The organism is Mesorhizobium sp. M0244 (assembly GCF_040321795.1).
Taxonomy (GTDB): Bacteria; Pseudomonadota; Alphaproteobacteria; order Rhizobiales; family Rhizobiaceae; genus Mesorhizobium.
This window is the reverse complement of record NZ_JAMYSE010000045.1, coordinates 1-21771: the sequence shown is the minus strand read 5'-3', so window position 1 is coordinate 21771 and position 21771 is coordinate 1. Positions and strand designations below refer to the sequence as shown.

Here is a 21771-nt window from a genome sequence, read left to right as displayed (position 1 = left end):
CCGCGCCGCCGGAAATCGGGGCCGCCGCCTCCGTCGTCGGCCGAGAGAGCGTTTCGACCGAGTTCATGCCGAGCCTCGGCTGCGAGGATTTCGACTTCATGACCAGCGAGGCGGGCGGCTGGCGCCGGCGAGGTCGGCCCCGGCGAAGGCCTGCTGCGTAGCGCGCCAACGCCGCAAAAAGTGCACTGTCACCGCAATTCCTGGAGCGGCTTTTCAGCCGAAACGGTTCACGCGGAAGCTATTAAGCATGGGATGCGGGTTGCTGGAGGCGATCTCCCTCGCAAGCAACTCACCAGCGATGAGTCCGAGCGTGGCGCCGCTGTGGCTGAAGGCGACGTATACGCCGGTGACAGCCTCGACGGCGCCAAGCACAGGCTCGCCATCGCCGGGGATCGGCTTCGGGCCGACGGCATAGCCGTTGAGTTGGAGCCGGGGATTGCCGTCGAGCACGGCACTGGCTTCGTCGAGTAGCCTTAGGACGGTTTCATCACGAATGGTGTAGGAGCCGTCGGGATTGACGACGACTTCCTCTTCCGACCATGCCGAGTCCAAGACCAGTGCGCCGTCGGGCGTTGGACGCACGGCCACGCGCGGCGTGTTCAGCACCGCGCGGAGAGCGATCTTGATCGGTCTGGTCTTTACGAGCAATGAGATCGGCGTGGCGTCGGGCAGATGAACGCCAATTTCGGCGAGCATGGCAGGCGTGGCGGGCCCAACGGCAAGTAGCACCGCATCGGCGTCAATCAGCTGCCCCCCGGCAGTGACGACGCCACGCGCGCGACCACCTGTGGCATCGATCCGCACGCGCCCGGCGTCCTGAAGGAGCTTGCCGCCGCGGGAGCGGAATTCATTGAGCAGCAGATCGATCAGGGAGGGCAGGTCAACCCATCCTTCGCCAGGATTGAAGATGGCGCCCTGCGGGGTGATTGCATTGGCATTGACGCCGGGCGTCACTGCGCCGACTTCGGCGGGGCCGAGCAGAAGCGCGTCATAACCGATATCCTGCTCCAGCTGCCAGATCGACGCGATCTGGTTCGCCTCATCATCCGCATCCCAGGTGAGGCCTCCGTCAAAGCGAAGCCACGACGCGGTTTCCGGCCTTGTGGCGGCCAGGGTCCGATAACGGTCGATACCCGCAAGCCTCAAGCGGTGATAGGCGGTGTCCGCGCGTCGCGCTGAGTTCAGCCAGGAAAGTGAACGGCCGGATGCACCGTTGGCCGGCGCGCCGTCGTTGACAATGGTTACATCAAAGCCAAGACGAGCGAGGTGCAACGCGGACGAGATGCCGAAGATGCCTGCGCCGACAACGACGACATGGCGCGACTTTGGGGATGCAGTCATAGAGAAATCCTTCTGCGCAGAAGACGGGCTGGGAGTTGCTAGATCGCTGCAGAGCGCGGCGGAACTAGTAGTCCGTTAGCTTCTTCATGTAGCGCCGGCCCTCAAGCATCGGCCGGCCGCGCAGACCGGCCAGCTCGTAGGCAAAACGCCATAGAGTGTCGAAGAAGACCAGGGGTACGAGATAGGGTTTTATGTGATTGGACATACCGCTGAGGTCGAGTTCCGCTCCATCGAGCACCAGGGTGTTTTCCCGGCTGCCGTACTTGAAAAGGAAGTCGCAGGCGCGTTCCGCGAGGCGCCTCGTTTCGTCCAAGCCCAACATCACGACGAAGCCGGCATCCTTGTCCACCACCTCAAAGGGGCCATGGAAAAACTCGTTGGCGTGTATGGCCTGCGAGTCGTACCACTGCATCTCCATCAACACGCAGATGGCGTAGGAATAGGCCGCGCCATAGCTGGCACCGCTGGCAAGTGTGTAGATCGCCTTGCGCGGCGCGAAACGGGGTGCAAAGGCCCGAAACCGGTCGGCATAGATCCGGTGCGCACTATCGATGGCCGGGCGAAGATGGCTCAGGCTCATCAGCAGGTCGGCGGTTAGCTTGGCATTCTCCCGAGCATCGATCAGGCCAGCGAGCAACATGTAGAGCACGCCGTAATTGCTGTAGGCCGCATCGATTGCTTTGCCCGTCGTGTAGGATGCCTGGTAGGCCACCGGGTGGTCGACCGCCCGCGCGAGGGGCGATGTTTGGTCGAGTGTCATGGCGATTGTCGTTGCGCCTCGGTGTTTTGCATGATTGGCCGCCCGCACGGTCTCCGTGGTGGTTCCTGTCTGCGAGCAAAGGACAACGAGGGTGTCAGGCCCCAACCGCTTCGGATCTCGGCAGACGAACTCATCCGCGTTGTAGATGTCGCAGGGGAATGCGCCACTGTAGCGGTCGACGAAGTACTTGCCTGCCATCATGATTGAGAGCGAGCCGCCGCACGCCACGAGAAATAGGTGCGAAAAGTGCCTGCCCGCCGTAGCGGTCAGAGCGCGTTCTATGTCGGCGGGCAGGGCGGAAATCATGAGCTTCCTCATCTCGTTGGCAAAGCTTGGGCCGGGGTCACAATTGACAGACAGTGGTGATTGTGCGAACGTTATCACATTCTTTAAACTGAAAGTCATGCAATGGTCAAGATTGCCGCGATGGGCGATAACGTGGTCGATTGTTATCTTGCTCGCGGCGAGATGTTTCCCGGAGGAAATTGCCTCAATGTCTCGGTCTATGTGAGCCGCTTCGGCGGGCAGTCGGCCTATGTTGGAGCGATCGGCAAAGACCGGGCCGGGGACCTGATCTGCACTGCACTGGCGTCGGAACGCGTGGACGTCACCCGATTGCGTCGCCTCGAAGGGTCGACCGCCTACTGCCTCATAGGTCACCGAAACGCTGATCGGATTTTCCTGGACTTCGACCTCGGCGTCTCGATGTTCACGCCAACGCAAGAAGATCTGGATTTTCTCTCGGGCTTTCAGGCCGTCCACATCGGCCAATCCAGCGGGTTAGACCCGTGGGTTGCCGCGGTATCGAGTAAATCCCTGTTATCTTACGATTTTTCTACACGGCGGGAGCCGGGGCACCGGCGCGAGATTGGGCGCTATTGCTATCTGGCCTCCGTCTCGGGCGACGGTCTCAACGACGATAAATTGGCTGCAATCGTATCCGAACTGCTTGCATGTGGTTCAAAATGGGTTCTGGTGACTCGAGGTCGAGCTGGCGCGGTGCTTCACAGCGACACCGTCTCCTACAGCACCCCGGCGCGGCTGATCGAACCCGTCGACACCTTGGGCGCGGGCGACACCTTCATCGCCAGAACGCTATTCGGCCTGCTCAGGGAAGAGGCGCCTCAGGACATCCTCGGTCATGCCGCGGAGGCAGCGGCCGCTACCTGCCGGTACTACGGGGCGATTGGCCATGCGACAGCAATCGACATAGGGAAGATGACGCCGGAGATCCTCCGAGGAACTCGGCACGTGCAATACGGAAAAACCGTCTAGGCGCGAAATTCTCCGGAACAATTGACGCGAGAAATGGACAATGCTAAATGAAGTGATAACGTTCTCATTCATACTGAGCGCCGCCTAAGAGCGTTTTGATGGATGAGACGTCGAGTGGGATCGCAGGCCGGTTTGGCCAATCGTAAGAGGAGAAGACATGCAAACGAATTCGAGCAGGCGCCAACTGGTGAAATCCGGTCTGGCGCTGACTATCGCGCTGGTGACAGGACTTGGCACGTTGGCCTCGTCAACACAGGCAAAAGCGGCCGACAACCCCTACAACCTCATCGACCCGACGGTGATCAGCGTCGGAACCATGGGCGATGCGAAACCCTACGTCTTCACCGACGCCAACGGTAACTTCACGGGCTTCGACGCTGAACTCTTCCGCGACGTAGCGCGCCGGCTCGGGTTCAAGGAAGAGCAGGTCGTTTTCACCGGCCAGGAATTCTCGGCGCTGCTGCCATCCGTCGCCAACGGCCGCTTCGACGTCGCTGTCGCCGCCATTGGCACGACCGCGGAGCGCAAGAAGACCGTGGATTTTGGCGACGGCTATCTCGCCGGCTACCTGTCGATCATTTCGGCTGATCCGGCTCTGACGAGCAATGAGAGCACCGCCGGAAAGCGCATCGGCGTGATCCAGGGAACGCTGCAGGAAATCTATGCCGAGAAGAATCTGAAGGGCGACATCGTCAAATTCCCCGACAACAACACCGCGGTGGCGGCGCTGAACAACGGCACGATCGATGGCCATTTCACCGACTATGAGTCGGCCAAGCAGTATGTAGAACGCTATAAGAACCTGAAGATAACAATGAACGTGCCGTCCTTCGATGCGCCCGCCGGGTTTGTTGTCAAGAAAGGCAACGACGCCTTCCGCGAGGCGCTGAACAAGGCGCTGCGCGAGGCCATGGACGACGGCACCTGGAAGCGGCTGCACGAAAAATGGTTCCCTGGCACCCCGATGCCGAATCAATATCTGCCGAAGAAGTAAATTCGCGCGACTTCGTTATAATTTTTTCCGGCCGGGCCCGTGAGCAACGGTGCCCGGCCGAGTTATAGATGGACTTGATATGAGCTGGTTCGATACCTTCTCGCGCAGCTTCCTTGATTTCCAGGCGATGGCAGAAGTTCTGCCAAACATGGTCATGGTCGGCCTCAAGAACACCCTGATCCTGGCCCTTGCCTCGACGTTTTTCGGGACGCTGATCGGTATCGTCCTCGCCGTCATGGGGATTTCCGAAAACCGGCCGCTGAAACTCCTTGCCCGGGTCTACACCGATATCTTTCGCGGGCTTCCCGCCATTGTCACGATCCTGATTATTGGCCAAGGCTTCGCGCGGTTGGGCCGAGATCTGTTCGGTCCATCGCCTTATCCGCTGGGCATTCTGGCACTCAGCCTGATTGCCGGCGCCTACATCGGAGAGATTTTTCGCGCCGGCATTCAGAGCGTCGAGCGTGGTCAGATCGACGCCACCCGCACTCTCGGAATGACGTATGGCCAAGGCATGCGCCTGGTGGTGATCCCGCAAGGCATCCGCCGCGTCCTGCCTGCACTGGTCAACCAGTTCATCGGCAACGTCAAGGATTCCAGCCTGGTCTATTTCCTTGGCCTTCTCGCCTCCGAACGCGAACTGTTCCGCGTCGGCCAAGACCAGGCCGTGCTGACCGGCAACTTGTCACCGCTCTTGCTGGCCGGCGTGTTCTATCTCGTGATCACGGTGCCGCTGACCCACCTCGTCAATTACATCGACGCTCGCATGCGCGTCGGCAAACGTATCACCGCTGTGCAGAGCGGCCTCAAGGAAGTCGCCGAGCTTGCCGAAGCCGTCGTGCCGGGCGCAGCGAAGTTGCCCGCAGCGGCGCCCACGCGCTTCAAGGGCGGTGGCATTGAGGTCAAGAATATCGATATGGCCTACGGCGCCGTCCAAGTTCTTCATGACGTTAGTCTGAAAGTGGAGCCCGGGACCGTCACCTGCCTCATCGGGCCGTCCGGCTCGGGCAAGTCGACCTTGCTGCGTTGCCTCAACCGCCTCGTAGAGTGTCGAGCCGGTGACATTCTACTTGATGGCGAAAGCATCTACAAACAGACCCCTGACCAACTCCGGCGGCGCGTCGGCATGGTTTTCCAGCAGTTCAATCTGTTCCCCGACCGCAGCGCGCTCGCCAACATCACCCTGGCGCTGCGCAAAGTAAAACGCATGTCGCGCGAGGAGGCTGAGGGCGCGGCCTTAGCGAGGCTGCATGAAGTCGGACTGCTGGAGCGCAAAGACCATCGGCCGGCCAATCTCTCGGGTGGGCAACAGCAGCGGGTAGCCATCGCGCGCGCCCTGGCCCTCGAACCCGAGGTTATGCTGTTCGACGAAGTCACCAGTGCGCTAGACCCTGAATTGGTCAAAGGTGTCCTGAACTTGATGGCCGATCTCGGTCGGGGCGGGATGACGATGGTGGTCGTTACGCACGAGATGAACTTCGCTCGCAAAGTCGCGAACCAAGTCGTATTCATGGACGAGGGCCGAATCGTCGAGGCAGGACGACCAGAGGACCTTTTCGACAATCCGCAGAGTCCACGTCTTCGGCGCTTTCTGTCAGAGGTGCTGTGATTGCAATGGTGTGCGCAACGGCGGGTGCTGCGGTGTTCGGCCTTGCGGGGCGGGCTTAACTGCCGCTAGGTCGCCGTCACAACGCGCGCATGGGCGGCGGGGCTTGCTGAGTGACCCAAAGATCGTCGAAAAACGCAACTATCATAGAGGTCGCTCGCCGGGCCGGGGTGAGTTCCGCCACCGCGGGGCGTGTGCTTGGTGACTACGGCTATAGCAGCCCCGAGGTTCAGGAGAAGGTGCGCGCCGCAGCAGTTGCGCTGGGCTACCGCCCCAATCGCCTGGCCAAAGGTCTGATCACTGGTAAGACGCAGACTATCGGAGTTGTAGTCGGCGACATCGAAAGCCCATTCTACGCGAGCGTGCTGCGCGGAATAGGGGATGTCGCGCGCCGTGGCGGCTTCGGGGTTATCGTTACGAATAGTGACGAAAATGCCGAACTCGAGCGAGAGGCCGTGCAGCTGCTGTTGGAAAAGCAGGTCGACGGGTTGATCGTCTCATCGACCTTCGTGGACAAGCCGGATCATCTTCGTGAGGCAGTCGCGGCCCGCTGTCCCGTCGTGCAGTTCGATCGCATCGTGGCGGGCCTGGAAACCGATTCGGTCGTGGTCGACAACGTTTCTGTAACGCGTAGCAGCATCGCGGCCATGATCGCCGCCGGACACAGCCGCATCGGAATATTGGCGGAACTCGGGCCGGGCCAACGCTATGATGTTGGCTCCTTTGTGGCGAACGTTGATCTCTCCAGCTCGGATGTTCGCTACCATCATCCAAGCTGGCAACGGTTGCTGGGTTATCTCGAAGCCCATCGTGCCGCAGGCATCGAACCGGATCTGCGGTTAATCCGCCGCGTGGCGGTCTATTCTAGCGAGGCAGCGCGCAAGGAGGCGCTCGATCTGCTGACAATGCGCGATGCACCGTCCGCTCTGTTTACTGCCGATGGTGTGATGTCGACAGGCGTCCTGGAGGCGACTTCCGCACTGAAGCTTGCGATTCCAGGCGACGTTTCGCTGCTTTGCTTCGACGATCTCGACTGGATGCAGTTCGTGGCCCAAGGTATCACAGCCATCGCGCAGCCAGCGCATTTGATCGGGGCGGCGGCGGCGGAGCTTCTCTTGAAGAGGCTAGCGGAGGCCACGATACCTTTCGAGCACAGTGTCCTCGCGGCCCGCCTGGTGGAGCGTAATTCGATAGCGGCCCATCTCAACCGCGAGGCCGTCTGATCCGGCAGCGACGATGCTCCGGGCTGCGGTTGAAGCTGAAGCCGAAATTGCCTCTGAAAGCGACGTTGCCGCTTCCGCGGCCGAACACGACCCGGGCCTTTGTGGGGCGCTGATAATACAGAACCTGGCTCTGCGAGTCGCAGATCGACGCGCCGTCGCGCCACCCGATGCGGTCGAGCAGCTCCGGTATTTCAGCGGTGGCGATCACCTGGCTGGCAACGACGTCGGACGGGGCTGCCACTGTCGGCTGTCGCAAACGAAGCGTCGCCACGTTCAAGCTCCCTGGGCGTCGATAATCGAGCTGGCATGGAACGAGTTAGAGCGGACGTCAGCCGATGTCCGCTCTTCAGCAAAACAGCCATAGAAAGCTGCCTGGCTCACGACTTGAACTGGCTAGGATTTGTCGATGACGGCGGAGCCGTTTCTCGAGCCCCCGGACAGGCCAGGTCCTGGTCGTTGATGCTCGTGAAACAGTTGTCCAATTATCCCCCGGCAAGACGCGGCAGCAGGAAGATTTCAGCGCCTTTGGGCAATTCCTTCGACCAGGTGTCGCGGTAGATCGTCCCGTCGATGGCGACGGCGATGCCACGGTCAATCAAGGGCTCGAGGCCGGGATACTGCTCAGCGAGCTTCCTGAACAGCTCCCTTATGTCCTTGGCCTCTATCTCGACCTTGTTCTTGCCTCCGGCGGCCGCGCCAAGCGATCCCCAGAGCGTCACTTCGACCATCAGCCTCCCCGTTCCGCCTCGATCGCCGCCAGGATGCGCGGCGGCGACATCGGAATATGCGTCATCCGCACGCCCGCGGCGTTCGACACCGCATTGGCAATCGCCGCCAGCGGCGGCACGATCGAGGTCTCGCCGACGCCGCGCACCCCGTAAGGGTGGTTGGGGTTGGGGATCTCGAGGATCTGCGTGTCGATCATCGGCAGGTCCGAGCAGACCGGGATGCGGTAGTCGAGGAAGCCGGGGTTCTGAAGCCTCCCGTCCTTGCCGTAAATATACTCCTCGTTGAGCGCCCAGCCGATGCCTTGCGCGGCACCGCCCTGGTACTGTCCCTCCACATAGGTCGGGTGCACCGCCTTGCCGGCGTCCTGGACGACGGTGTAGCGCAGCACCCTCGTGGCGCCGGTCTCGGGATCGACCTCGATATCGCAGATATGGGTGGCGAATGAGACGCCCGCGCCGTCGGCGACGAGCTCGCTGTGGCCGGCGATCGGTCCGCCGGTCTTTCCCGACGCGCCCGCGATCTCCTTCAGCGACAGCTGCCCAAGATTGCCATGCTTCTCGCCTTTGGCAGTGGCGTGGCCCTTTTCCCAGACCACGTCGTCGACGGAAATGTCCCACATCTGCGCGGCGCGTTCCCGCAGGATCTTGATCGCGTTGCGGGCGGCCGAGATCGTCGCCATGGAGGACGAGAAGGTGCCCCGGCTTCCGTCCGTCATGTCGTTGTAACCGAGGCTGGAAGTATCGGCGACCACCGCCTTGACCTGCTCATAGGGGATGCCGAGTTCCTCCGCCGCCACCAGCGACAGCGAGGCGCGCGAGCCGCCGACGTCCACGGTTCCGACGGCAAGTGAGACCGAGCCGTCCATGCCGATGTTGAGGTCCGTGCAGGTCTGGCCGCCGAAGTTGAACCAGAAGCCGCAAGCCATGCCGCGGCCCTGGTTCTTGCCGAGTGGCGCCTTCATGTGCGGATGGCTCTTCACCGCCTCGAGCGTCGGGCCGATGCCGATCGGCCCGTACACCGGGCCGTAGGAGGATCTGGTGCCTTCCTGGGCGGCGTTCCTGATCCGGAACTCGACCGCGTCCATGCCGATCTCCTTGGCCAGCTCGTCGATCGCGCTTTCCACCGCGAAGGCCGCCATCGGCGCCGACGGCGCACGATAGGCCGCAGTCTTCGGCCGGTTGACCAGCACTTCGAAGCCGACCGTCTTGACGTTCTCGAGATTGTAGCAGGCAAACGCGGTCATGGCGCCGATCTCGGCCCACATGCCGGCATAGGGGCCGCAGGAATAGCGCAAGGTCGCCTCGGCGGCGGTGATCGTGCCGTCCTTGCGGGCGCCGATCCTGACGTCGATCGAGGTGGCACTTGTCGGCCCCGAGGCGCGGAACACCTCATCGCGCGTCATGACCAGCTTGACCGGCCGGCCGGCCTTGCGCGACAGCGCCAGCGCGACCGGCTCGGCCCAGACATGGGTCTTGCCGCCGAAGCCGCCGCCGATCTCCGACGAGGTGACGCGCAGCTTCGAGGCTTCCATGCCAAGCAGTTGCGCGCAGTGCTGGCGGTAGACGAAATGCCCCTGCGTGCAGACCCAGAGGTCGGCGGTGCCGTCGGAGCTGACATTGGCCACGCAGGCATGCGGCTCGATATAGCCCTGGTGCGTCTGCTCGGTCTTGAACGAGCGTTCGACGATGAAATCGGCATGGCCGAAGCCCTCATGGACATCGCCATGGCCGTACTGCGTGCGCTTGGTGACGTTGGACGGCTTGACGGGCTTTTCCTCTAGGCCCTCGGTGAAGATGGTGTCGTTGAGCACGGGGGCCGTGTGCTTCATCGCCTCGTCGACATCAGTCACATGCGGCAGTACCTCGTAGTCGACCTCGATCAGCTTCAGCGCCTGCCTGGCGGTGCGGGCGTCGACCGCGGCCACCGCGGCCACCGCATGGCCGTCATAGAGCGCCTTGTTGCGCGCCATGCAATTGTCGAGGATGTCGTACATGGCGGCATCGCCATCGGTGAGGTCGGGCAGGTCGGCCGCGGTGATCACCGCCTTCACGCCGGGAAGCTTCTCGGCCTTCGAGGTATCGATCTTCCTGATCGTCGCGTGCGCGTGCGGGCTTCTCAGAACACGCCCGACCAGCTGGCCGGCCATGTTGAAGTCCGCGCCGTAGCGGGCGCGGCCAGTCACCTTGTCGACGCCGTCCGGACGAATGGGTCGCGTGCCGACGGATGCGAAGTTGCGAGCCGAATAACGCGGGTCGAAATTCATCGTGATGCTCCCTTCATCACGCTGGCGGCGTCCTGAACGGCACGCACGATCTTGTCATAGCCGGTGCAGCGGCAGAGGTTTCCGGCGAGGCCGAAGCGGATTTCCTCCTCGGTCGGATCAGGGTTCTTGGCCAAAAGGTCCTTCGCCGCGATCAGGAAGCCCGGCGTGCAGATGCCGCATTGCAGCGCTGCGTGCTCGAGGAACTTCTGCTGAAGCGGATGCAGTTTGTCGCCATGCGCCATGCCCTCGATGGTCTCGACGCGCCGGCCTTCAGCCTCCGGGCCAAGCACCAGGCACGAGCACACCAGCCGGTCGTCGAGGATGATGCTGCACGCTCCGCAGTCGCCGGTGCCGCAGCCTTCCTTGGCGCCCGTCAGCCCGAGGCGGTCGCGCAGCACATCGAGCAGCGTCTCGTCCGGTTGGCAAAGGTACTCGACGTTGTCGCCGTTGATTGTCGTTGAGACTGCTACACCAGCCATCACTTGCCTCCTGCCCGTGCATAGGCGGTCGTGGCGGCCCGCTTGGCCAGCACACCCGCAACCTTCCTTCTGAATTCGACGGTCCCGCGCTTGTCGTCGATGGGACGGCAGGACCCCGAGCAGACCTTGGCGAGCCGCTCCAGGGTGGCTTGGTCCAGTTTCGTGCCGATGAGGACCTGGGCGGCCTCTTCGACCAGAAGCACCGTCGGCGCCACGGCGCCCAGCGCCACGCGGGCCGATTTGACGACACCTCTCTCATCGAGCGTCAAATTCACGCCGGCGCTGACCACCGCGATATCCATCTCCGTACGTGGAATAAAACGCAGATACGCATCGCCCGAGCCCGGTGGGCGCTTGTCGAGCAGGATCGCCTCGATGATTTCGCCTTTGGCCAAGGACGTCTTGCCTGGCCCGGTCGGCACGCTCTCCACGGGAATCGTTCGCCTACCCGCGGGCCCGACAACCGATGCCTTGGCACCGGCCGCCACCAACGCTGGCACGCTGTCGGCAGCCGGCGAGGCGTTGCAGAGATTGCCGACGATGGTGCAGCGTCCCTGCACCTGTTTCGAGCCGATCAGCTTGGCTGCTTCGACGACGCCGGGCCATGCCTTCTTCAGGGCAGCGCTCTCTCCCAAGACGGCGCAGGGGACTGCAGCACCTATGCTGAAACCCTCAGCTGTTTCCCTGATCTCGCTGAGCCCGCCGATCGCCTTGATGTCGACGATCAGGTCGGGTTCGATGAAGCCGCCCTTCATTCTCACCAGCAGGTCGCTGCCTCCGGCGAGAATCGCGGCCGTGCCGGCCGACCCGGCCAACAGGCCGACTGCATCTTCTATTGAATGCGGACGCTCGTAGCGCATCGTGTCTCCCTGGTCATCACGATTCAACGACCCGTTATAAAGCGTCCCCTCAGAATGGCCATCCGGTTCTGCATTGCGGCATCGAACCAGGCGCAGCAAAAATCCAGTACCAAATAATAGCACACCCGACGGCCTGACGGGGGCGGTTCCGGTGCTGGAGCCGACCGGTTCAGAGACACAGGTCTTTACCAGGCTCGGCGAGGACGCAATTGACGCCATATCCTAGGACCGGCTCGCAGTCCGACCGGGTCAAGAGGTGAGGTTGCGGATCGATCCGCGCCGTGGCCACATCTTTGACAGGCAAAGTGGCGCACGCATATGCGGAGTGAAACCGCGGCTGACTTCCATAATGCCGCGGCACGTGTCGCTCCCGTGACACGTGGATGAGGGGAGCAATGTAACGACCGGCTCTCAGGCGCTTCAAGCTATATCCTTCAAAGTGTCCAGCGGCCCTTTCAGGGCAGACCTGGGTTGGATCAACTCTGGCGCAATCAGAAAAGTTTGCGGCGCCGTCGGCGGTTCATCGATCAGCTGGAACGCCTTGGCAATCATCGCCTCAACATTCTGCCGCACCATGAGTACAGGGAAGGGCAGGAAGGAGCCGAATGGGTCATAGTCGTAGCAACCGACGACAAGCTCACTAAACATCTCCGCCGGCCGGCCCGCCATGAAACGCAGCAGACCTTCCATATTGATCGACGAATTGATGAACAGAGCGCGCGGCAGCTTGCCATGGCGTTGGCAAAACGCCTCGAAGGCCCGCAATGTTATGTCGGGCGAATAGCCGGAGGACTGTACACCGTCATCAGGGTCGTCGCCCAACAGGGCCTTTTTTGTCGCGTGGAAGGCGGCGATGCGTTCGCGGCTGGCGTGGTCGTTGCGGCCGCCAAAAAGAAACAGCTCGTCCGGCCGCAGAGGGTCATCATTGCCGAAGTGGCGGATGATTGCCTCCGTCAACATCCGCGCGCCCTCATAGTTGTCGCTGATCACCGAATGCGCCTTTGCTCCCGGTAGGTCGATATTGATATGCCTTAGTCCCGCCGACTCGCAGACCTCGTGCACGCCGTCCGGATCGGTGGCGCCGACTATGAAGAGCTGGTCGATTGAATAGGAGATCAGCGTCTCCGCGGTCCGCCGTTCCTCTTCCGGATCGCGGCTGGCACTGACCACGACCGGGCATTGACCGCGGCTGCGCACATGTCCCTCAAATGTCTGCGCCATGGAGGAGAAGTAGCGATTGTCGTGGACGGGCAGCATCAGGCCGACCAGGCCCGATCGTGAGCGTCGCAAACCCCGCGCCTGGAGGTTGGTGGTGTATTGATGGCGTTCGGCGAGGCCGAGAATTGCTTGCGCTGTGCTTTCCTTGATGCGGCGCTTGCGCCAAGTGCCGTTCAGCACGGCACTCACGGTCGACGGCGAACTGCCCGACAGCACCGACAGGTCATAGATCGTCGCCTTCTTCTTGACCTGCTGATCCATTTGAGCTCCTCCGGAGCGTCTCTTTAGAGCAATATCGCGTTAGAGCAATATCCCGCTTGACGAGTGCGTCTTCCTGCATAATAGTTGGTGCACCATCGATTGTGCAACCACAAATCGGCGGATCGACTGTGTTCCCGTCGGGAACGTTATGGGAGGAGTACAAATGAAAAAGCTCATGATCGCGGCACTCGCCGCGACCTTTATGCTTGGCGGCTCATTCGCTGCGATGGCACAGCAGGCCGGTAAGGTCGGCGTCGTCGTTAAGATCGGCGGCATTCCCTGGTTCAACGCAATGGAGGCGGGCATCAAGGAGCGCGGCCAAAAGCTAGGGGTCGACGCATTCATGGTTGGCCCGACCAGTGCCGATCCGGCACTGCAAGTTCGCGCCATCGAGGATCTGATCGCACAGGGCGTCAAGGTCATAGGCGTCGTGCCGAATGATGCGAAAGTGCTTGAACCTGTCCTGCAGAAGGCGAAGGACGCCGGCATCATCGTCATCACGCATGAATCGCCTGGCCAGAAGGGCGCCGACTGGGATTTCGAACTCGCGTCCGCGACCGGCTTCGGCGAGGCTCACGCCAAGCTCTTGGCGGACAAGATGGGCGGCAAGGGTGAGTATGCAGTCTTCGTCGGCTCGCTGACGGTGCCGCTGCACAATGCCTGGGCCGATGCAGCGATCGCGTATCTGAAGAAGAACCATCCGGACATGAAGCTTGTCGGCGATCGTTATGGGGTCGCCGAGGACGTGGACAAGAGCCGCAGCACTGCGCTTGACCTGATCTCCGCCAATCCCGGCTTGAAAGGCTTCCTTGCCTTCGGCAGCCAAGGCCCGATCGGCGCTGGCCGCGCAATCGAAGAGCGCCGGAAGGTGGGCGAGATATTCGTGCTCGGTCCATTCTCGCCAGGCCAGGGCCAGAAGCTCATCAAGAGCGACGCGATCTCCGGCGGCTTCATGTGGAATCCGAAGCAGGCGGGTGAGGTTTTCGTCACGTTGGCTGACCATCTCATGAAGGGCAACAAGATCAAGGATGGCGATACGATCGAAGGGCTAGGGACAGTCAAGCCGGACTTCGAAAACCATAACATCATCGTCGATCAGCTGGTCCCAATCAACAAGGATACTGTTGACGGTCTCGCGGCGATGGGCCTGTAAAGCCTGCCAAGGCTACGGCAGCCGGGCTGGCCTCGAGCCGGCCCGGCTGAAGATGTGTCAACGCGATTGGATCCAGGGTTTCAACTCGATGGCTGATCAGGCACTCGATGGCGCCGCGTCACGGCCGCTGCTGTCGCTCCGCAATGTCAACATGACGTTTGGCGGCGTGAAGGCCCTGAAGAATGTCAGCTTTGAGGTTCTGCCGGGCGAGGTGCATTGCCTCGCCGGCGAGAACGGCTCCGGCAAGAGCACGCTGATCAAGGTCGTTACAGGCGTGTACAAGCCCGAGGCTGGCGCCGAGATCGACTATAACGGCCAGAGCTACACCCATATGTCGCCGGTAACGGCGCAGGCCGGCGGAATTCAGGTCATCTGGCAGGACCTCGCCCTGTTTCCCGAGATGACCGTCGCCGAGAACATAGCCTTCCAGACTGTCATCGGCCGCTGGCCGCGGCTGGTGAACTATGCCGAAATGCGCCGTGTCGCGACCAACGCCTTGAAACGTCTTGGTGTTACCCTCGATGTCGATCTCGCGCTCCACCATTTTCCCATCGCACAGCGGCAGATCGTAGCTATCGCGCGCGCGCTCGTCGGCGAGGCGAAGCTCGTCTTCATGGACGAGCCGACGGCCTCGCTCACCCAATCTGAAACCGACTATCTGCTGGACATTGTGCGCAATCTGTCGGCGTCGGGCGTTGCCGTTGTGTTCGTCAGTCACCGCCTGGCGGAGGTTCTCGAAATCTCCAGCCGTGTGACCGTGCTGCGCGATGGCGCCCTGGTTGGCGTCTATCCGACCAAGGGTCTGACCCAATCGCGCATCACCGAGCTGATGACCGGCAAGACCTTCGACTATTCCGTCCTGCATCGCGATTTGAGCAGGAGCCCGGTTATGCTTGAGGTTAAGGGGCTGTCGCGGCCCGGCGAATTCGAGGATGTGTCATTGACGGTACGGCGCGGCGAGACGCTCGGCATCACCGGGTTGCTCGGGGCAGGGCGCACCGAGCTGGCGTTGACGTTGTTTGGCATGCGCAAGCCCAGATCGGGCTCTGTTGTCCTGGATGGCAAACCGGTTCGCTTCGGTTCCAACCGTGACGCGATCGCCGCCGGCGTCGCCTATCTTTCGGAAGACCGGCTGTCGCTCGGCCTCATTCAGCCCCAGGCAATCGCCGACAACATGGTCATCGCCTCGCTAGACAAGATCCTTTCGGCCGGTTTCATTTCGAGCGATCGCAAACGATCTCTGGTCAACGATTGGATAAGGGATCTCGGCGTCAAGATCGGAAAGCAGGAGGACGCGATCTCGACCCTGTCGGGGGGAAATCAGCAACGCATCGCCATTGCAAAATGGCTGGCGACCGATCCGAAACTGCTAATCCTCGACGGACCGACCGTCGGTGTTGATGTCGGCGCGCGCGCCGGCATTTTCGATATCGTTTCCAAGCTGGCGGACAGCGGCCTGGCCATTATCCTGATCTCGGACGAGGTGCCCGAAGTCTATTTCAACGCGGACCGTGTGCTGCACATGGCTCAGGGGCGCATTGTCGGCGAATATGTGCCGGGCGCTACGACCCTCAGGGCGATCGAAGAGGCGGTCTATGCGTAGGTTTGTCCGCTCCCACGCAACGGAACTGGCTTTGCTCGCCGTTATCGCGGTGATCTGCGTCTTCCTCTCGTTTGCGACGGACCGGTTCTTCACCCTCGGCAATGCATTTGACCTTCTGAACACCAGTTCGGTCAACATCATCTTCGCCGTCGGCCTGCTCGTCGTGCTGATTGCCGGCGGCATTGACATCTCGTTCGCGGTTGCTGCCTCCGTCGTGCAATATCTGACGGCGACCGTCCTTGGCTGGATCGGCGGCGGGAACTGGATTTTCGGCCTCATCATCGCTGGCGCATTGGGCGTCGCGTTGGGCTGCACTAACGCTTTCCTGATCCACAGGTTCAGGATCATCTCGATCGTCGCCACGATTTCGACCTTCAACATTTTCTTCGGCCTGCTGATGTTCTTCACAGGCGGCGTGTCGATCTACAATCTGCCGGACTGGCTCACCACCCGCGTGGTGCTGTTCGAGCGAGAGATGGCTGACGGCACCTGGGCGGAGATCACGCTACCTGTGCTTATTATGGCCGTATGCGTGTTCGCTACCTGGGCGTTGATCACGCGCACCACCACCGGTCGCCAACTCTACGCTTTTGGCGACAATCCGGAAGGCGCGCGCCGCTTCGGCATCAATATCGGTGCCATGCAATTTATCGCCTTCGGCTGGCTTGGCCTGATGGCGGGCATCGCCGGTCTCGTCCAAGCGCATTACGCGCAGGAAGTGGTGCCGAACGCCCTTTATGGGCGCGAACTCGACGTCCTGGCGGCCGTAGTCCTTGGCGGTGCGCGGCTTGGCGGCGGCAAAGGCAGCGTGCTCGGCTGCATCCTGGGCGTTCTGTTGGTCTCGATCACCCAGAACGGACTTAATTTGATGGGCGTGTCGCCTTTCGCATTCAAGATGATCGTCGGCATCATCATCCTTGCCGCCATCACCCTGTCGAACACCAGCATCGAACGCCTGCTGCCGCTCCTGAAAAGCCGGCGGGTGCCTTCATGACGGTTGTGATTGAACGCGCCCGCAAGTCGCTCGGCCCCGAACTGGCAGGTCCACTTGCCGCGTTCATGGTGGTCATGGTCGTGTTCGGCATCGCCGCGCCGAACTTCCTTTCCCGTGCTACCTTTGGATCCGTCGCCTTCCAGCTGCCGGAGCTCGGCCTCCTCACGCTCGCCATGCTGCTGCCGATCCTGACCGGCGGCCTGAACCTGGCCATCACCTTCACGGCCAACATGGCCGGGCTGACGTTAGCTTGGGTGCTGCAAAGCCAGGGAGGCGTCGACGCGAGCATCGGCGCTTTTGTCCTTGGCTCGGTCCTTGCCATCGCGGTCGGAGCACTAAGTGGGCTGATCATGGGGCTGGTTATCGCCTACACCAAGGCTCACCCGATCCTGGTCTCGCTGTCGATGATGATCTTCCTGCGCGGTCTCGGGGAATTCCTGACGCGCGGCGGCGACGTGTCCGGCTTTCCCGGCTTCCTGGCGCCGATCGGGTACGGTTCGATGTTTGGCATCCCGGTGCCGTTGCTCATTTTCATCGCTTGCGTGCTGATCTGGCACGTCCTGCTGACCCGCATGAAGCTGGGCTTCAACACCTACATGATCGGCTCCAACATCGAGGCCACGCGCTACTCCGGCATCAATACGCGCAGGGTGCAGGTTCTGGTCTACACATTGTCCGGCGCAATGTGCGCGGTCGCCGGCATCATCATGCTGGCGCGCTTCAATTCGGTGCGTGTCGGCCACGGCGAGTCTTACCTGCTGATCACCGTGCTGGCCTGCTTTCTTGGCGGGGTCAATCCGTTCGGCGGCTTCGGTCGGGTGATCCCTGTCTTCGTCGCGCTGGTGGTGCTCCAGCTTCTGTCCTCGGGACTCAATTTGATGGGCGCAAACCAGCACCTTGCGACGGCGGTCTGGGGCATTTTGCTGATCACGGTGATGATCCTGCGCTGGCTTGCCGGGCGCCTCAAATTCCTAAACACAAACAAAGGGTGAGTTAGATGCATGGTTTTGGGGTCCACACCTCGATGTGGACGATGAACTGGGACCGGGCCGGCGCGGAGAAGGCGATCGCGGCTTCCGTCAAATACGGCATGGATTTTGTCGAGATTGCGCTTCTGAACGCGCCGGCGGTCGATGCCGCGCATACACGCGCCTTGCTCGAACAGCACAATCTTCCTGCCGTTTGCTCCCTTGGCCTGCCGGAGCGGGCCTGGGCCTCGGTGCGGCCGGATGCCGCCATCGAACATCTCGAAGTGGCCATCGACAAGACTGCGGAGATGGGCGCGCTGGCGCTTTCCGGCGTGATTTTCGGCGGTATCGGCGAACGGACCGGCGTGCCACCCACCGAGAAGGAATACGACAACATCGCGCATGTGCTGACCGTCGCCGCCAAGCACGCCAAGAAGCGCGGCATAGAGCTCGGAATCGAGGCGGTGAACCGCTACGAGAACCATTTGATAAATACCGGCGCGCAGGCCGTCTGGATGCTCGAGAAAGTCGGCGCCGACAACATCTTTGTTCATCTCGACACCTACCACATGAACATCGAGGAGAAGGGGGCCGCCAATGGCATTCTGGCCGCCCGCGATCACCTGAAGTATATCCACTTGTCTGAGAGCGATCGCGGCACGCCAGGCACCGGCAACTGTCCCTGGGACGAGATCTACGCAACGCTCGCGGCGATAGGCTTCAAGGGCGGACTTGCCATGGAAAGCTTCATCAACATGCCGCCGGAAGTCTCCTACGGTCTCTCAGTCTGGCGGCCAGTCGCGAAGGACGAGGCCGAAGTGATGGGCAATGGCTTGCCGTTCCTGCGCAACAAGGCTCGCCAATACGGTCTGATCTGACACAATGGATGACGGGCAGAAGGCGGACGCCGCGAGGATCGCTGTCTTCGACATCGGCAAGACCAACATAAAGCTCTCCGCGATGACGTTCGACGGCATGCTCGCGGAGAGCCTCTCTGTCCGCAACGAGGTGCGGCCCGGTCCACCTTGGCGGCAGCACGATCTCAAGGGCATTAGCGACTGGCTGTTCGGCTCGCTCGCCACTTTGTGCCGACACCATCCGCTGGAAAAGGTGGTCGCCACCGGACACGGCTCCGCGGGGGTTCTGGTGAACGCAGATCCCGACGACACTTCCGCTCTGCCGATGATTGACTATGAGCAGGACCTGCCGCCTGCAATTCGCGATGGCTACGCGCCGCTTTCGGGCGATTTCTTCGATCGCGGCAGCACAATCATGCTGAAGGCGGCCCATCAGGCGCGCCAGCTGTACTGGATGCAGCAGGTTTGTCCGGAGTGTGTCGCTCAGGCTCGTTGGTATCTGGGCTTGCCCCAATATTGGGCTTGGCGGCTGTCGGGCGTCCCATCGGCCGAAACGACGATCCTCTCGGCGCAATCACATCTATGGAACAATGTGCGCAAGGAGTGGACGCCCATTGTGGCGGGGCAGGGCTGGAGGCACCTCATGCCACCATTCCATCAGGCTTGGGAGACGTTGGGGCCAATCCGGCCGGATCTAGCGCGCCGGTACGGCATACCGGAAAAGCTGTCTGTCCTGACCGGCGGCCACGACAGCAGCCTGAATCTCTACCGCTATCAGGCGGCAGGCATGCGCGATGCCTGCGTGATCTCTACCGGAACCTGGATTGTCGGAATGTGCGCGGCGACACCTCTCGACCAGCTCGATGAAAATCGTGCAATGGTGCTGAACAGCGACGTGACAGGACGCCCGGTCGGCGGCGTTTTGACCATGGGCGGACGAGAGTTCAGTCATGTGGCAGGGCAGGGACAAGAAGGAAATGCGGCCGACGCCGCGCTGGTCGGTTTGTTGATTGAGCGGGGCACCTTTGCATTGCCGTCTTTCGGCGACGATGACGGCCTCTTTCCTGGCAGCGCTGGGCGCGGCCGGTTTGAAGGGCCACCTGCAGAAACCCCTGCGGAGCGCAAGGCGCTCGCGGTGCTGTATGCCGCGCTGCTGACGGCGGAATGTATCAAAGCGCTGAACGAAAACGGGCTGGTTGCCTTGGATGGTACCTTCCTGCGGGACCCGCTCTACGCCACGCTGGTTGCCGCGCTGCGGCCAAACGCCGAAACGGTCTACAACCTCGACTCCTATGGCACGGCCTCGGGTGCGGCGTTACTTGGCGAACACGAAGCTCGTCACACGCCGGCTCCGATCGCGCTCAGCCTGCCGGCCGCCTTTGCCGGCGATCGTGAGGCGCTCGCGGTCTATGCGCAGCGGTGGCGCGAATTGGCGAAGCGAAACAACTTCTACAGGGCAACCAGCAAAAGGAACGATCTATGACTGATGACAGCGCTGTGCGCCGCGAGATGGTGGATGTTTGCCGTCGGATGAATTCCAGCGGTATCAACCAGGGCAATGCCGGCAACCTGTCGGTGCGCTCCCGCGACGGTTTCCTGATCACGCCCTCATCGCTACCCTACGAAACGATGACGCCCGAAGACATCGTCGAGATGGGCTTTGACGGCACCTATGCCGGCCGACGGCCCTCCTCGGAGTGGCGCTTCCACCGTGACATTTTGAGGGAGCGACAGGAGATCAATGTGGTGCTGCATTGTCACTCACTCTATGCCACGACGCTGGCCTGCCATCATAAGACGATCCCGAGCTTCCACTATATGACAGGAGTGGCGGGCGGTACGACCATCCGCTGCGCGGGTTACGCAACCTTCGGCACGCAGGCCTTGTCCGACAATGCCTTGGTTGCACTCAAAGATCGCCTCGCCTGCCTGCTCGGCCAGCACGGGCAGATTTCGCTCGGCAAGACACTAGAAGCGGCGTTGTGGCTGGCGAACGAGGTCGAAACCCTGTCTCGCATGTATGTCCAGGCACTTACGCTTGGCGAGCCGCCGGTCCTTTCCAACGAGGAGATGGCGCGGGTGATCGAGCAAATGCGGAAGATGAGCTATGGCCAAGCGCCGGATGCAGAGGGGACGAACGATTTGGCGAGGCCGCGCGGCGCTGCGACCTAGCACTAGTTTGGCAGGCGGCGTGGCACCAAAGGCTCCTTTTCGACGAGCCGCTGTCGTACGACATACCTTGCCTAGACACAGGTTGTGAAAACGCGTGATAAGGTCGGCCTGCGCTAGACTCAAAGATGGCCCGGGGCACCAGAAGATGGCACACCGAATGTGCAACGCAATGCTTGGCTTCGCGGCGCTTGCTTTAGCCGCGTGCCAATCGGCTCCTGAAACGCCGCAACCCGCCACTCTCGAACCTGCGTTAGAACCTGATAGAATTCCTTCACAACCTGCCTTGGATCCTGCCGCTGTTCCTTCCGGCTCAGCAATCTTGGATCAATCCGTGACAGTCACTCCCCCTGGCAAGGGCGTTCCCACAAAGTATGCTGCTTTTTCGGGTCTATGGGCCGGACGATTGGACGGGATGTATGACGCCAAACTTGCTGTTCAGACGATTTCTTCCAATGGGAAGGTGACGGTCACCTATGCGTGGGGAAATCTGGGCGACAACTATCCGGGAGAGGCCGCCGGCGCTGGAAGAATTGTAGGGAGCACGTTGATGCTCGAGCGCCTACCGAATGGCGCGGACGTCAGTTTTGTCATGCGGCCCGACGGAGCCCTGGCCGGAACCGTTACGCTTGCCGGCCAGACCTACACGGGCGCGTTCCTCAAGCAATGATCAAAGACGCATCTGAAGGGCTATGCAGAGGGCCAGGCGACCGTTCCATATTGCGGTTGCCTGTTGTTACCGGAGTGGAGGGCCGTGCAAGGCCCAAACTGGTCGTCTACGACACTGGCGGACATCTTCTGGTTGGACAGCAGCAGGATGTTCGCATCGCAGTTCGCAGGTTCCTATAGCTGGCGCCGGCCTCATCTCGTCATCCGACAGACCAAGACAGTGATACAACATCCGCTTGGGGCAGTACCGCCGTAAGCGCCTCGCCGATCACCTATGGGTTTGGGCTTGATGTTTTCCGGAATCGCCAGGGCATGAGTTCCTCGATCTGGCTCTGTGGATGGCCGTTGA

20 protein-coding genes are annotated in these 21771 nt (G+C 61.6%); 12 read left to right on the top strand and 8 right to left on the bottom strand.

Going from position 1 to position 21771, the window contains the following annotated elements; translation table 11 throughout:
• Window positions 1-213: 213 nt before the first annotated feature.
• On the bottom strand, window positions 214-1341 hold the full coding sequence (locus NKJ08_RS23500; protein ID WP_352526135.1) for an NAD(P)/FAD-dependent oxidoreductase: 1128 nt from the start codon (window positions 1339-1341) through the stop codon (window positions 214-216).
• Window positions 1342-1405: 64 nt separating this feature from the next.
• Window positions 1406-2407 (bottom strand): SIS domain-containing protein, encoded by a 1002-nt coding sequence (locus NKJ08_RS23495; protein WP_352526134.1) that lies wholly within the window; start codon window positions 2405-2407, stop codon window positions 1406-1408.
• 102 nt (window positions 2408-2509) lie between these two features.
• Here NKJ08_RS23495 and NKJ08_RS23490 point away from each other — a divergent pair, with 102 nt between their 5' ends.
• From NKJ08_RS23490 to NKJ08_RS23475, 4 genes are all read left to right on the top strand, one after another.
• Complete coding sequence (locus tag NKJ08_RS23490; protein ID WP_352526133.1) at window positions 2510-3376, top strand: PfkB family carbohydrate kinase; 867 nt, start codon at window positions 2510-2512, stop codon at window positions 3374-3376.
• Window positions 3377-3533: 157 nt separating this feature from the next.
• Entirely contained in the window at window positions 3534-4370 is an 837-nt protein-coding gene (locus NKJ08_RS23485; RefSeq protein ID WP_352775998.1) for an ABC transporter substrate-binding protein, read from the top strand.
• Window positions 4371-4449: 79 nt separating this feature from the next.
• The gene (locus NKJ08_RS23480) at window positions 4450-5979 is read left to right on the top strand and encodes an amino acid ABC transporter permease/ATP-binding protein (protein ID WP_352526130.1); all 1530 of its coding nucleotides are present in this window, start codon (window positions 4450-4452) and stop codon (window positions 5977-5979) included.
• 110 nt (window positions 5980-6089) lie between these two features.
• The gene (locus NKJ08_RS23475) at window positions 6090-7199 is read left to right on the top strand and encodes a LacI family DNA-binding transcriptional regulator (protein WP_352526129.1); all 1110 of its coding nucleotides are present in this window, start codon (window positions 6090-6092) and stop codon (window positions 7197-7199) included.
• Here NKJ08_RS23475 and NKJ08_RS23470 read toward each other — a convergent pair.
• The 6 genes from NKJ08_RS23470 to NKJ08_RS23445 all read right to left on the bottom strand — a co-directional run bounded on the left by NKJ08_RS23470 (window position 7180) and on the right by NKJ08_RS23445 (window position 13009).
• Window positions 7180-7470, bottom strand: a complete 291-nt coding sequence (locus tag NKJ08_RS23470) for a hypothetical protein (protein WP_352526128.1) — start codon at window positions 7468-7470, stop codon at window positions 7180-7182. The genes NKJ08_RS23475 and NKJ08_RS23470 overlap by 20 nt on opposite strands.
• Before the next feature lie 211 nt (window positions 7471-7681).
• Window positions 7682-7927, bottom strand: a complete 246-nt coding sequence (locus NKJ08_RS23465) for a MoaD/ThiS family protein (RefSeq protein WP_352526126.1) — start codon at window positions 7925-7927, stop codon at window positions 7682-7684.
• Window positions 7927-10191, bottom strand: a complete 2265-nt coding sequence (locus NKJ08_RS23460; RefSeq protein WP_352526124.1) for a xanthine dehydrogenase family protein molybdopterin-binding subunit — start codon at window positions 10189-10191, stop codon at window positions 7927-7929. Before NKJ08_RS23460 ends, NKJ08_RS23465 begins: the two co-directional genes overlap by 1 nt.
• Window positions 10188-10670, bottom strand: coding sequence for a (2Fe-2S)-binding protein (locus tag NKJ08_RS23455; protein ID WP_352526123.1), 483 nt, complete (start codon window positions 10668-10670; stop codon window positions 10188-10190). Before NKJ08_RS23455 ends, NKJ08_RS23460 begins: the two co-directional genes overlap by 4 nt.
• On the bottom strand, window positions 10670-11530 hold the full coding sequence (locus NKJ08_RS23450) for an FAD binding domain-containing protein (protein ID WP_352526220.1): 861 nt from the start codon (window positions 11528-11530) through the stop codon (window positions 10670-10672). The genes NKJ08_RS23455 and NKJ08_RS23450 overlap by 1 nt, the downstream gene beginning before the upstream one ends.
• Window positions 11531-11950: 420 nt before the next feature.
• The gene (locus NKJ08_RS23445) at window positions 11951-13009 is read right to left on the bottom strand and encodes a LacI family DNA-binding transcriptional regulator (protein ID WP_352526121.1); all 1059 of its coding nucleotides are present in this window, start codon (window positions 13007-13009) and stop codon (window positions 11951-11953) included.
• Window positions 13010-13172: 163 nt separating this feature from the next.
• On the opposite strand from NKJ08_RS23445, the gene NKJ08_RS23440 reads away from it, so the two are divergent.
• From NKJ08_RS23440 to NKJ08_RS23405, 8 genes are all read left to right on the top strand, one after another.
• Window positions 13173-14162, top strand: coding sequence for an autoinducer 2 ABC transporter substrate-binding protein (locus tag NKJ08_RS23440; protein ID WP_352526119.1), 990 nt, complete (start codon window positions 13173-13175; stop codon window positions 14160-14162).
• 88 nt (window positions 14163-14250) lie between these two features.
• Complete coding sequence (locus NKJ08_RS23435) at window positions 14251-15765, top strand: sugar ABC transporter ATP-binding protein (RefSeq protein WP_352526118.1); 1515 nt, start codon at window positions 14251-14253, stop codon at window positions 15763-15765.
• Window positions 15758-16759 (top strand): ABC transporter permease, encoded by a 1002-nt coding sequence (locus tag NKJ08_RS23430; protein ID WP_352526116.1) that lies wholly within the window; start codon window positions 15758-15760, stop codon window positions 16757-16759. Before NKJ08_RS23435 ends, NKJ08_RS23430 begins: the two co-directional genes overlap by 8 nt.
• Window positions 16756-17751 (top strand): ABC transporter permease, encoded by a 996-nt coding sequence (locus NKJ08_RS23425; RefSeq protein WP_352526115.1) that lies wholly within the window; start codon window positions 16756-16758, stop codon window positions 17749-17751. The genes NKJ08_RS23430 and NKJ08_RS23425 overlap by 4 nt, the downstream gene beginning before the upstream one ends.
• Window positions 17752-17756: 5 nt before the next feature.
• The gene (locus tag NKJ08_RS23420) at window positions 17757-18605 is read left to right on the top strand and encodes a sugar phosphate isomerase/epimerase family protein (protein ID WP_352526114.1); all 849 of its coding nucleotides are present in this window, start codon (window positions 17757-17759) and stop codon (window positions 18603-18605) included.
• A 4-nt stretch (window positions 18606-18609) separates the two neighbouring features.
• Window positions 18610-20067 (top strand): FGGY family carbohydrate kinase, encoded by a 1458-nt coding sequence (locus NKJ08_RS23415; protein WP_352526113.1) that lies wholly within the window; start codon window positions 18610-18612, stop codon window positions 20065-20067.
• Window positions 20064-20756, top strand: coding sequence for a class II aldolase/adducin family protein (locus NKJ08_RS23410; protein WP_352526111.1), 693 nt, complete (start codon window positions 20064-20066; stop codon window positions 20754-20756). Before NKJ08_RS23415 ends, NKJ08_RS23410 begins: the two co-directional genes overlap by 4 nt.
• A 412-nt stretch (window positions 20757-21168) precedes the next feature.
• A complete protein-coding gene (locus NKJ08_RS23405) occupies window positions 21169-21423 on the top strand; it encodes a hypothetical protein (RefSeq protein ID WP_352526110.1) in 255 nt (84 codons plus the stop codon).
• Window positions 21424-21771: the final 348 nt, after the last annotated feature.